Annotated in this window: 13 protein-coding genes; 8 read left to right on the top strand and 5 right to left on the bottom strand. The window is 76.2% G+C overall.

The genetic code is table 11. The features are described from left to right. Window positions 1-59: 59 nt before the first annotated feature. Window positions 60-584 (top strand): DinB family protein, encoded by a 525-nt coding sequence (locus tag ABZ881_RS24255; protein ID WP_358487852.1) that lies wholly within the window; start codon window positions 60-62, stop codon window positions 582-584. Here the strand turns inward: ABZ881_RS24255 and aac(3) are convergent. Next, window positions 557-1,474: an aminoglycoside 3-N-acetyltransferase gene (aac(3), locus tag ABZ881_RS24250; RefSeq protein WP_358487851.1), complete on the bottom strand. Its 918-nt coding sequence runs from the start codon at window positions 1,472-1,474 to the stop codon at window positions 557-559. The genes ABZ881_RS24255 and aac(3) overlap by 28 nt on opposite strands. Before the next feature lie 79 nt (window positions 1,475-1,553). On the opposite strand from aac(3), the gene ABZ881_RS24245 reads away from it, so the two are divergent. Next, window positions 1,554-2,477: a LysR family transcriptional regulator gene (locus ABZ881_RS24245; protein ID WP_358487849.1), complete on the top strand. Its 924-nt coding sequence runs from the start codon at window positions 1,554-1,556 to the stop codon at window positions 2,475-2,477. Here ABZ881_RS24245 and ABZ881_RS24240 read toward each other — a convergent pair. From ABZ881_RS24240 to ABZ881_RS24230, 3 genes are all read right to left on the bottom strand, one after another. Beyond that, complete coding sequence (locus ABZ881_RS24240; protein ID WP_358487848.1) at window positions 2,418-3,707, bottom strand: MFS transporter; 1,290 nt, start codon at window positions 3,705-3,707, stop codon at window positions 2,418-2,420. The genes ABZ881_RS24245 and ABZ881_RS24240 overlap by 60 nt on opposite strands. Further along, on the bottom strand, window positions 3,704-4,144 hold the full coding sequence (locus ABZ881_RS24235) for a MarR family transcriptional regulator (RefSeq protein WP_358487847.1): 441 nt from the start codon (window positions 4,142-4,144) through the stop codon (window positions 3,704-3,706). Before ABZ881_RS24235 ends, ABZ881_RS24240 begins: the two co-directional genes overlap by 4 nt. A gap of 82 nt (window positions 4,145-4,226) precedes the next feature. Further along, window positions 4,227-4,691: a MarR family transcriptional regulator gene (locus tag ABZ881_RS24230; protein ID WP_344017648.1), complete on the bottom strand. Its 465-nt coding sequence runs from the start codon at window positions 4,689-4,691 to the stop codon at window positions 4,227-4,229. Window positions 4,692-4,702: 11 nt separating this feature from the next. On the opposite strand from ABZ881_RS24230, the gene ABZ881_RS24225 reads away from it, so the two are divergent. Further along, window positions 4,703-5,059: a hypothetical protein gene (locus ABZ881_RS24225; RefSeq protein WP_358487845.1), complete on the top strand. Its 357-nt coding sequence runs from the start codon at window positions 4,703-4,705 to the stop codon at window positions 5,057-5,059. Window positions 5,060-5,289: 230 nt separating this feature from the next. Beyond that, complete coding sequence (locus tag ABZ881_RS24220; protein WP_358487844.1) at window positions 5,290-5,715, top strand: hypothetical protein; 426 nt, start codon at window positions 5,290-5,292, stop codon at window positions 5,713-5,715. Window positions 5,716-5,773: 58 nt separating this feature from the next. Here the strand turns inward: ABZ881_RS24220 and ABZ881_RS24215 are convergent, their stop codons facing one another. Then, window positions 5,774-6,871: a hypothetical protein gene (locus tag ABZ881_RS24215; RefSeq protein WP_358487842.1), complete on the bottom strand. Its 1,098-nt coding sequence runs from the start codon at window positions 6,869-6,871 to the stop codon at window positions 5,774-5,776. Between the two features lie 138 nt (window positions 6,872-7,009). Here ABZ881_RS24215 and ABZ881_RS24210 point away from each other — a divergent pair, with 138 nt between their 5' ends. The 4 genes from ABZ881_RS24210 (at window position 7,010) to ABZ881_RS24195 (ending at window position 11,188) form a co-directional block, all read left to right on the top strand. Continuing rightward, entirely contained in the window at window positions 7,010-7,405 is a 396-nt protein-coding gene (locus ABZ881_RS24210; protein WP_358487841.1) for a hypothetical protein, read from the top strand. Between the two features lie 184 nt (window positions 7,406-7,589). Beyond that, window positions 7,590-8,714 carry a polyprenyl synthetase family protein gene (locus ABZ881_RS24205; RefSeq protein ID WP_358487839.1) on the top strand — a complete coding sequence of 375 codons (1,125 nt, stop codon included), beginning with the start codon at window positions 7,590-7,592 and terminating at the stop codon, window positions 8,712-8,714. A gap of 93 nt (window positions 8,715-8,807) precedes the next feature. After that, entirely contained in the window at window positions 8,808-9,587 is a 780-nt protein-coding gene (locus tag ABZ881_RS24200) for a class I SAM-dependent methyltransferase (protein ID WP_358487838.1), read from the top strand. A gap of 29 nt (window positions 9,588-9,616) precedes the next feature. Next, window positions 9,617-11,188, top strand: coding sequence for an FAD-dependent oxidoreductase (locus tag ABZ881_RS24195; RefSeq protein WP_358487907.1), 1,572 nt, complete (start codon window positions 9,617-9,619; stop codon window positions 11,186-11,188). Window positions 11,189-11,205: the final 17 nt, after the last annotated feature.

Genomic DNA, 11,205 nt, shown 5'->3' with positions numbered 1-11,205 from the left:
GCTCCACGCTATGCGGCGGGCGCCCGCATGCGGAAGGGATCGCGGGGGAAGCTGTAGGTATGACGAACACGCTGACCGCCGCCGAGCTGCTCACCGACCACTTCGGCCGGGTCGACGGCCTGGTGCACGACGTCGTCGACGGGCTCACCGAGGACGATCTCGCCCGCCGCCCGGACGGCCCCGACGGGGCGGGGAACCCGATCGGCTGGCTGGTGTGGCACCTGCTGCGGGTGCAGGACGACCACGTGGCTGAGGCGTTCGGCACCGGGCAGGTCTGGATCGAGGACGGCTGGGCGGACCGGTTCGGGCTCCCCCTCGACCCTCAGGACACCGGCTACGGGCACACCCGGGAGCAGGTCGACGCCGTGCGGACCACCGCCGAGCTGCTCGCCGGGTACGGCGAGGCGGTGCACGCCAGGACGGTGTCGCACCTGGCGACGCTCACCGACGCCGAGCTCGCCCGGGTGCTGCCGCCCACCTACGGGGCGGGCGTCACGCTGGGCGCGCGGCTGGTCAGCGTGCTCGGCGACGACCTGCAGCACGCCGGGCAGGCCGCCTACCTGCGCGGGCTGTTCGGCCGCTGACCGCCGCCGCGCTCCTCCAGCCAGCCGACCGCGAACGCGCACACCGCGGCCGCGTCGACGAGCAGCGAGTCCGCACCGGCGACCCGGCCCTGCACGCCGCCCTCGGCAACCCTGCCGTGCATGCCGCCTCCGGCAACCCTGCCGTGCATGCCGCCTCCGGCGGCGACGAAGCCGGCGACGATGAGGCCGAGGTGGTCCTCCCCCGGCCCGTCCCCGTCGAGCCCGGCTCCGTCGAATGCCGGGCTGACCGGGCGGCTGGTGTCGAACTCGGTGACGGTCCGCCAGTGGACCCCGCCGGGCGCCGCGAACGGCACCTCGTAGCGGACGACCCGCTTGCCGGGCAGGTCGGCGAGGTGCTCGGCGTGGTGCAGCAGGGTCATCGTGCCCCACGGCGCGCCGATCATCGCGACCCGCCCGCCCGTCTCGACGAGCTTCGCGAACGGTGACCCCGGCCCGTAGCCGTGGTCGACCGGGTGGTCCCGCACGAACCATCCGGCGCGGGCACCGAGCGCGGCGACCGAGGCGCCCGGCGATCCGCTGCGCAACGCGCCGGGGCGGGTGCGCAGGAACTCGGGGAACGCGCCGTTGTCCCGGATCGCGCGGGACGCCGCCGGATCGAACGGCGGGACGTGCGGGCGCAGCTCGTCGGGCACCCGGCCGTCGGCGTCGAGCAGGTCCAGGTACGGGGCCTGCCAGTCGGTGTAGGCGAGCACCGTCCCGCCCGGGGAGACGGCGTCGAGCAGCGCGTCGACCAGCGTGTCCGGGCCGTCGATCAGCGGGCCGAGCGCCCGGATCCCGGCATGGACGAGGACGTCGTCGCCGGGGCGCAGGCCCAGGGCGCGCAGGTCGGCGGCCACTCCGGCCCGGGTGGCGAACGGGATCCCGGTCACGATCGGTGGACGGTACCGGCGGGCGCCGCGGCCGTCACCGGAGTTCGGGGCCGGGTCCGCGCCGCCTACGCTGGGCGGGATGTCCGCTCCCACGCACGTCCCCGACCTGACCGGCCTCGCCCTGCTCGTCGCGATCGCCCGCACCGGCAACCTCGGCACCGCCGCGCACGAGCTCGGGCTGTCCGTGCAGGCCGCGACCGCCCGGGTCCGGGCGGTGGAGCAGCTGGTCGGCACCCCGGTGCTGGAGCGCGGACGGCGCGGACGGCGTTCGAGCAGGCTCACCGCGCGCGGGGTGCTGCTCGTCGAGTGGGCGGGCCCGGTGCTCGACGCCGCCCAGGACCTGGACGCCGCCGTCGCCACCCTGCGCCCGCCGGACGACCCGGCGGACACCGTGGTGCTGGCCGCGGGCCCGACGGCCGCCGAGTGCCTGCTGCCCGGCTGGCTGGTGGGGCTGCGCGACGGGCCGGGCGGGCGGATCACCCTGCTCGACACCGCGGACCCGGCGGCCGCGGTCCGGGACGGCGACGCCGCCGTCGGGATCGTCGAGACCGGCGGCCCGCTGGACAAGCTGCACGCGACCACGGTCGCGAGCGACACCCTGGTGCTGGTCGTGCCGCCCGGGCATCCGCTGGCCGGCGGGCCGGGGATCGACGGCGCGGGGCTGGCGGCGACCCCGCTGGTCAGCCGCCGTCCGGACGCCGGTTCCCGGCCGGTGCTGGACGCCGCGCTGCGGGACGCGGCAGGCGACTCCCCGGTCGCCGAGCCGGTCCGCGAGCTGGCCGCCGACGCCGCGGTGCGGGCCGCCGTCCGCCGTGGGGACGGCCCGGCGGTGCTGCCCCGGATGGTGGTCGCCGCGGACCTGGCGGCCGGGCTGCTGGTCGAGGTGCCGGTGCACGGCGTCGAGCTGACCCGGGAGTTCCGCGCGGTCTGGCAGGAGGGCACCTCACCGCAGGGAACCGCGCGGAACCTCCTGCGCATCGCCACCGGCGGCCGGATCCGCTGAGCCGCGGCGCTCGGCCCGGCGCATCGCCGCCCAGCCGATCGCGGCGGCGCCGACACAGGACAGCGCGCCGAGCGCCAGTCCGCCGCGGCCGCCGAGCTGCTCGCTGACCCAGCCCGCGATCGGGCCGCCGATCGGGGTGGACCCGAGGAACGCGACCGACCACAGCGCCATCACCCGGCCCCGCATGGCGGGGTCCGAGGCGAGCTGCAGGGTGCTGTTCCCGCCGGCCATGAACGCGACGCTGGACATCCCGACCAGGCCCATCGCGACCAGCGCGACCCACAGCGTCGGGGCCACCGCGACCAGCGCCATCGACAGCCCGAACAGCAGCGAGGTGCGCACCAGCGCGGGCAGCCCGGTCCGGCCGCGGCCGGCGACGATCAGGCCGCCGACGACCGCGCCGACGCCCATCGCGGCGGTCAGGTAGCCGTAGGTGCCGGCGTCGCCGCCGAACGTCTCCGAGGCGACGACCGGCAGCACCACCGGGAACTCGTAGGCCAGGCAGCCGACCAGCGCCATCATCACCAGCGGGACGCTCAGCTCCGGGGTGCGCCGGACGTAGGTGAACCCCGCGCGCAGCTGGCCGGGTGCCCGCGGCGTGGGCGCGCTCGGGGTGAGCGCGGAGACGTCGAGCCGCAGCAGCGAGGTCACCACGGCGACGAAGCTGGCCGCGTTCACCGCGAAGCACACGCCGGTCCCGCCCGCGACGATCACCACCCCGGCGACCGCCGGGCCGATCGCCCGGGCCGCGTTCACCAGCACCGAGTTGAGGGTGACGGCGTTGCGCAGGTCGTCCGGGCCGACCAGCTCGTGCACGAACACCTGCCGGGCCGGGTTCTCGAACGCCTTGTTGAGGCCGAGGACGGCGGCGAGGACGAAGACGTGCCACAGCACGACGGTCCCGGTGAGGGTCAGCACGGCCAGCGCGAGTGCCTGCAACCCCATCAACGTCTGCAGGCCGATCATCAGCCGGCGCCGGTCCAGCCGGTCCACCCAGACGCCCGCGTACGGGCCGACCAGCAGGGTGGGCAGGGTCTGCACCGCGACGACCGCGCCGAGCACGGCCGCCGATCCGGTCAGCTCGTAGACCAGCCAGGACTGGGCGATCGACTGCATCCAGGTGCCGATCATGGAGATCGACTGGCCGCCGAACCACAGCCGGTAGTTGCGCCCGGACAGGGCCGAGAAGGTCCGTGCGGAGTACGACCGGAGCGCCGCCGCGGCGTTCACCGGGCCGCTCGGAGCGAGCCCGCCAGGGCCTCGAGCGCGGGCAGCGCGGCACGCAGTCCCTCGGCGTGGCCGTCCGGGAGCCCGTCGACGTGTTCGGCGAGCAGCCGGGCGCGTTCCTCGCGCTGGCGGGTGTGCTCGGCGATGCCGGCCTCGGTGGCGGCGACCCGCACCGCCCGCCCGTCGGCCGGGTCGGTGTCGCGGACCAGCAGTCCGGCGGCCGCCAGCTTGCCGGCCAGCCGGGACAGCATCGTGGGATTGAGCCCCTCCAGCGCGGCGAGCTCCCCCATCCCCAGCGGGCCGCGGACCACGACCGTGCCGAGCACCGAGACCTGGGTGCGGGTCAGTTCGGACCCGCGGGAGTGCCGGTCCAGGCCGCGGGTGATCCGGGCGAGGACCACGCGCAGCCGGACGAGCTCGTCGGGATCGAGGCCGCTCATCACGTTCCGTTCTCCGGATTCGTTGCTTACCGACAAGCATATACCCGGGGACGGGTGCGGGCCGGACCGGCCCGGGCCCGGCTCAGCCCGCGGCGGTCCCGGCGTCGGCCCGGAGCCGGGCGGCGAGACGCTGCAGGTCGTCGCGCAGCGCGACGATCTCCTCGGTCGACATGCCGGTGGCACGGACCACCTCGTCCTGCGCGACGGCGGCCCGCTCGCGCAGCGCCGTCCCCTCCCCGGTGAGCGAGACCTGCACGGTCCGCTCGTCGTCGGGACGGCGGGCCCGGGTGATCAGGCCGCGGCTCTCCAGCCGGGTCAGCATCGGGGAGAGCGTGCCGCTGTCGAGGTGCATCCGCTCCCCCAGCTCCCGCTGCGGGATGCTCTCCTCGGCCCACAGCACCAGCAGCACGGCGTACTGGCTGTAGGTGAGCCCGATCGCGTCGAGCACCGGCCGGTAACAGCCGGTCATCGCCCGAGAGGCCGAGTGCAGCGCGAAACAGAGCTGCTCGTCGAGCGCCAGCGGCGCGACCGATCCGGGCTGGTCCATCGCTACAGGGTATGCCCCCGCCCCGGCGCCGGGTCCAGCCGCACGCCGCCCGCGCGCCTACCATCGGGGCCCCGGACGGCGACCGGCGGAGCACGGGCGGGGCGACGGACGAGCGCGACCGGGCACACCTGCAGCGGTGCGTCGAGCCGGCCGAGGAGGCGCTGGGGGCCGGCCTCGGCCGGATCGTCCACGCCAGCTCCACCGCGCAGCTGCGCAGCTGGCTGCAGGAGCTCGGCGCGGCACCCGGCCCGGTCCGGCCGCGCCCGGTGTCGGACGTGGCACCCGGGGTCCGGGTGGAGGGCCGGACCCGGATCTCGCGCCGCAGGTCCGGCGGCTGCACGAGCTACCGCGACCGGCAGACACGATAACGGTCCGGGGCGCTGCCATCCCCGAACGGCTGCGCCCCGGACCGTGAGATCAGCGGAGCCGGAAGGCTCCCCAGCACCCGGCTCCGCCGTGGACCGTGACATCGCAGAACTACCCGGGTGCCACCGGGGGGAATCACGGACCGCCCAGATTCACCCGGACCGAGCAGCGACGACGCCGCGATGAGACGATCGGGTGACATCCCGCACGCCCGCACCGGAGGCACCGGCCGATGACCTGGATACGCACCGCCGCCCGACTGCTGCTCGGCGCCTTCCTGGTGACCGCCGGGATCGCGCACCTGGTCGTGCCCGGCGAGTTCCTGGCCCAGGTCCCGCCGTTCCTGCCCGCCCCCGGCGCGATCGTGCTGGTGTCCGGGCTGGTGGAGATCGCGCTCGGGGCCGCGGTGCTCCTCGCGCCGGCCCGGCAGCGGCCCGCCGTCGGGATCGCTGCGGCCGCGCTGTTCGTCCTGGTGTTCCCCGGCAACGTGTCGCAGTACCTCACCGGCACCGCCGCGTTCGGCCTGGACACCGACGCCGCCCGGGCGACCCGGTTGCTGTTACAGCCGCTGCTGGTGGTGTGGGCGCTGTGGTCGTGCGGATCGTGGCCGCTGCTGCGCGGTGCCCGGGGCAGCGGGCGGCACCGGGCCCGGAACTGATCGTGCCCCGCCCCGGCGGCTCGGCCTGCCGGGACGGGGCACCGTCTCGGTTCGCCGCTCAGGCGGCCGGCCCGATCGGGAAGCGCAGCACGGCGCCGAGCCCGTCGACGAGCGTGACGCCGTCGCCGGGGGCGGCGAGCACCACCCGCGCGTCGGCGCCGGCCACCGCCCGCACCAGCACGCCCACCGCGGGGGCCGACGTGACCGGCCCGCCGTCGAGCAGCTCGTCCGGCTTCTCGGCCACCGCGGTCGGGTCCGCACCGACCAGCAGCTCGGTACCCGGGACCGCCGCCGGGTCGACGACGAGGGTCTCCACGGCGTGCGCCCTGGCCGCCGCGACGACGTCGCCCAGCCCGGTCACGGCCAGCCCGCCGGTGCGGCCGGAGGCGGTCGCGTAGCTCGTGACCGCCTCGGCGCGGCGGCGCTCGCGGACCTCGTCGGCGGCCGCCCGCACGGTGTCGTCGACCTGCTCCGGGACGGTCCCGCCGGTGTTCTCGATCTCGGCCACGATCTCGGCCGAGGCCGGCGCCAGCTCGTCGCGCAGCCGGGCCCTGGCCGGTGCGTCACCGGCCACCACGAGCAGCTCGGCGTTGCCGCCGCGGACCGCCTTGTCGACCTGCTCGGCGACGGCCTGCGCGTTGCGCTTCCAGGTCTCCTCGACCCGGGCGTCCGCGCCGCCCTCCCCGGGGCCCGCCGTGTTCGCCTTGTGCACCGGGCCGGAGGACCCGGAGTCCACGGTCTGCACGGTGCCGTCGACCGCGCGGATCTCGCCGCCGGTGTTGTCGATCGCGACGACCACCGTCGGGATCTGCTCGCCGACCGCGGCGAGCACCGGCAGCAGCTCGGGCACCGGGCCCCAGGTCGCGGTGCCGCGCTCCGGCGGGACCTCGGTGTGCCGGTCGAGCAGCACGGCGTCCGGGTCGGCGACGAGCACCCGGCCCGCGGTGCCGTCCGGGGCGGGCGCATCCACCACCGCGTCGTCGAGCACGGCGAGGGTCCGCTCGTCGGCGCCGTCGTCGGCGAGCCGCTCGCGCAGGTCGCGCCAGCGCAGCCGGTACTGCTCGGTCGCGTCGGCGGTGTCGTGCGTGGCGTCCAGCACGACGGTCGCGAAGGGACCGTCGCTGTCGTTCAGGTGTCGGATCCAGTCGGTTCGCATCGGTCCCCGCCTCCCCGGTACGCGGTGGCGCAAACCCGGCGGCCCCGCGCGGCCCGAGCGCCGGACGACGAATCCGGGCAGACTCGGCGATCACCGCTGCACCGCAGCCGGTGTCGCACGGAGCCGACCGGGGGTCCCATGTCCAGCCAGAACCGCCACGCGGCCCCCGACACCGCGTCGTCCGCACCCGTGCTGGCGCTGCGGGTGCTCGCGGTGGCCTCGGTCGCCGTGATCGCCTGGCAGTTCGTGAGCGCGGCCGGGCTGTTCACCGGCGGCGACCTCGGGCCGCACGCGGCCGGCTCGATCGTGCTGCACGTCGTCACCGGCCTGGCCGCCGGCGCCGCGATCTGGCTGCGCACCCGCAACGGCGGCCCGTGGTGGCCGTCGGTGCTGGCGGTCGCAGTGTTCGCCTTCACCTTCGTCCAGGGCTACTTCGGCGACCATCCCGGCCTGGTCGTGCACGTTCCGGGGGCGATGGCGCTCACCGCAGGCTCGGTGTGGCTGGCCGCCTGGTCGTTCCTGCGGCTGCGCTGACGTCCGGCGGTACCGCACCGCGGCAGCCCGGTGCAGGTGCATCGTGCGCCGTCCCGTCCTCCCTCCGGAGGACTCCCGATCCGGTACGTCGACAGGCGCGAAGGCGCTGCCCCCCATACCCTCGGGCCATCCGGCGTGGACCGCCCAGGCGCGCCGTCCGGACCGGACCGCAGGAGGCGCGAAAATGGTCGTCGAGACGGGACCGAACCGGCAGCGCGATCGGACGGTCCGGCTCCCGCCGGGCAGCGGCTGGCCCGGCGAGGTACGCCGCCGGGTCCGCGGGCACGTCGACGAGACGGTCCGGCAGCGGTGCGCCGAGCACGTCCACTCGCTCGCCGGCGCCGACGTCATCGCCGATCTGCTCGCCGATTTCGTCGGCCGCGGCAAGTACCTGCGGTCGATGTTCGGCTACCTCGGCTGGCGGACCACCGCACCGGACTCCCCGGAGGCGCTGCGCGCCGTCGCCGGGCTGGAGCTGCTGCACGCCTTCGCACTCCTGCAGGACGACGTGATGGACGGCTCGGTGCAGCGCCGCGGCCGGCCGACCGTGCACGTCCAGCTCGCCGCCTGGCATCGCGCGCAGGGCATGTCCGGCAGCGCCGAGCGGTTCGGCGAGTCCGGGGCGGTGCTGCTCGGCGACCTGTGCCTGGTGTGGGCCGAGCAGGCGATGCGGGAGAGCGGGCTGCCCGCGACAGTGCTCGACCGAGGCTGGCCGCGCTACGACGCGATGCGCTCCGAGCTCGCCGTCGGCCAGTTCGCCGACCTGGTCAACGACGCCCGCCGGGTGCCGGACCTGGATGAGGTGATGGACGTGCTGCGCCGCAAGTCCGGCAATTACACCGTCCGGCGCCCGCTGGAGCTGGGCGCGGCGATGGCCGGGGCGGGCGACGAGCTGCTGGCGCTGCTCGGCGACTACGGCACGATGATCGGCGAGGCGTTCCAGATGCGCGACGACGCGCTCGGCGTGTTCGGCACCGACGCCACCGGCAAGCCGACCGGCGACGACCTGACCGAGCGGAAGGCGACCAGCCTGGTCGTGCTGGCCCGGGAGCTGGCCGGCCCGTCGGTCCGGTCCCGGTTGGACGCGCTGCTGCTCGGGTCCGACCGGGACGCCCCGGTCGACGTCGACGCGGCCCGCGCCCTGATCGAGTCCACCGGCGCCCGCCGCCGGATCGACGAGCTGATCGGCACCCGGGTGCAGGGCGCGCTACGGCTGGTCGACGGAGCGGTCGGCGACGGACGGCTCACCGACGATGTCGCCGGGGTGCTCCGTGCGATGGCCGTGCGCTGCGCCGACCGGATCGCCTGAGCGGTGCGGCCCCCGATCGGCGGCGTCCGGCCCGGACCCGATCACCGCTGCCCCGGCGCGCCGTCCCCGACGTCCGGTTCTACGCTCCCGCGCATGGCCGACAGCACCGAGGACAGCACCCCGAACCCCGGCGGCGGACCCGCCCGCACCGGAACCGTCGGCCGGGCCGGACTGCCCCGCCACGAGGTTCCCACGCACTTCGACGACGGTGCGGGCGACTACGACCGGCTGGTCGGGATGAACCCCGGGTACCACGACCACCTGCGCGCCTCGGCCGCCCGGATGCGGCTGCCCCGCGACGGCGCCGGACTGCGCCTGCTCGACGCCGGCTGCGGCACGGGCGCCTCCACCGCGGCGCTGCTGGCGGCCGCGCCGCGGGCCGAGATCGTCGCGGTGGACGCCTCGGCCGGGATGCTCGCCAGGGCCCGGTCGAAGCCGTGGCCGGCTTCGGTGCGGTTCGTGCACTCCACCGCCGAGGCGCTCGCCGACGCCGGGGTGGCCGGGCCGTTCGACGGGATCCTCGCCGCCTACCTGCTGCGCAACCTCGACGACCCGGACGCCCAGCTGCGCCGGTTCCACGACCTGCTCCGCCCCGGCGGCGTGCTCGCCCTGCACGAGTACTCGGTCGCCGACTCGCCGCGGGCCCGGGCGGTCTGGCACGCGGTCTGCTGGGGCGTGATCGTCCCGCTGGGCCGGCTCACCACCGGTGAGACGGCCCTCTACCGGCACCTGTGGCGCAGCGTGAACACCTTCGACGGCATCGGGCGGCTGCGCGACCGGCTGCGCACCGCCGGCTTCGACGCCGTGCACTCCGAGACCATGACCGGCTGGCAGAACGGTGTCGTGCACACCGTGCTGGGGACCCGCCGGTGAGCGTCGCCCCGGCCGACCCGCGCCGGGTCGTGCATCCGCCGGCCGACGGGCTCGGCGACGCCGGTGTGCTCGGCAGGCGGCCGCGGGTCGCGGTGGTCGGCGGCGGGATCGCCGGGCTGGCTGCGGCGACCGGGCTGGCCGAGCGCGGCGTCGTCGTCGAGGTGCTGGAACGCGAGCCCTACCTCGGCGGCCGGGTCGGCGCCTGGCCGGACCGGCTGCCCGACGGCACCGCGGTGTCGATGGGCCGCGGGTTCCACGCCTTCTTCCGGCAGTACTACAACCTGCGCTCGCTGCTGCGCCGCGCCGATCCGGGCCTGCGCAGGCTGGTCGCGCTCGACGACTACCCGCTGATCGACGCCGAGGGCCGCCGCGACACCTTCCGCGGCCTCCCCCGCACCCCGCCGTGGAATGCCGTGCTGTTCGCGCTGCGCAGCCCCACCTTCCGGCCGCGCGACCTGGCCGGGCTCGATCCGCGGGCCGCCGCCCCGCTGGCCGCGGTCTCGGTACCGGCGATCTACGAGGCGCTCGACGACGTCGACGCGCAGACCTTCCTCGAGTCGATCAACTTCCCGCCGGCCGCCCGGCACCTGGCGTTCGAGGTGTTCTCCCGCAGCTTCTTCGCCCCGCCGTCGACCATGTCGGCCGCCGAGCTGGCGACGATGTTCCACATCTACTTCCTCGGCTCGTCCGAGGGGCTGATGTTCGACGTGCCCGACGACGGGTTCGACAGCGCCCTGTGGGAGCCGCTGCGGCACTACCTGACCGCCCGCGGCGTCGGCTTCCGGACCGGCACCCGGGTGTCGTCGGTGCAGCGCGATGTCGCGAGTGGACGGTTCCACGTGAATCATTCGTCCGGCGGTACCGAGGTCGACGCGGTCGTCCTCGCCGCCGACGTGCCCGGGCTGCGGGACATCGTCGCCGCGTCCGATCTCGGGCCCGGCGACGGCCCGCCCGCCGTGGCAGCCGGGCCGGACGCGCTGCCCGCCTGGCGGGAGGACGTGGCCGCGCTGGGCAGCGCGCCGCCGTTCCTGGTGTACCGGCTCTGGCTGGACCGCCCGGTGCGCGAGGACCGGCCGCCGTTCCTGGGCACCGGCGGACTGGACCCGCTGGACAACATCTCGGTGCTGGACCGCTACGAGCGCGACGCGGCGACCTGGGCGGCCCGCACCGGCGGCTCGGTCGTCGAGCTGCACGCCTACTCCGCGGCCGTCCCCGCCGGGACCGACGAGGAGGCCTGGACCGCCGAGCTGCGCAGCCGCTGCCTGGCCCGGCTGCACGCGATCTACCCGGAGACCGCGGGCGCCCGCGCCGTCGGCGAGCTGGTGCAGTGGCGCCGGGACTGCCCGATGTTCGGGATCGGTGACTTCGCCCGCAGGCCGGGCGTCGTCACCCCGGTCGACGGCCTGGTGCTGGCCGGCGACGGCATCCGGATCGACCTGCCGGTCGCGCTGATGGAACGGGCCGCGAGCACCGGCTGGCTGGCCGCGAACCGGCTGCTCGCCGGCTGGGGGCTGGCCGGCCATCCGCTGGAGACCGTCCCCACCCGTGGCCGGTTCGGCCCGCTGCGCCGGGCCGCCGAGTACGCGATGCGCCCCCGCTGACCCGTGAGAAGGAAACC

This window comes from Pseudonocardia sp. NPDC046786, assembly GCF_040645415.1.
Lineage (GTDB): Bacteria > Actinomycetota > Actinomycetes > Mycobacteriales > Pseudonocardiaceae > Pseudonocardia > Pseudonocardia kongjuensis.
The sequence above is the reverse complement of the archived record's forward strand: the minus strand, read 5'-3'. Positions and strand labels throughout refer to the sequence as shown.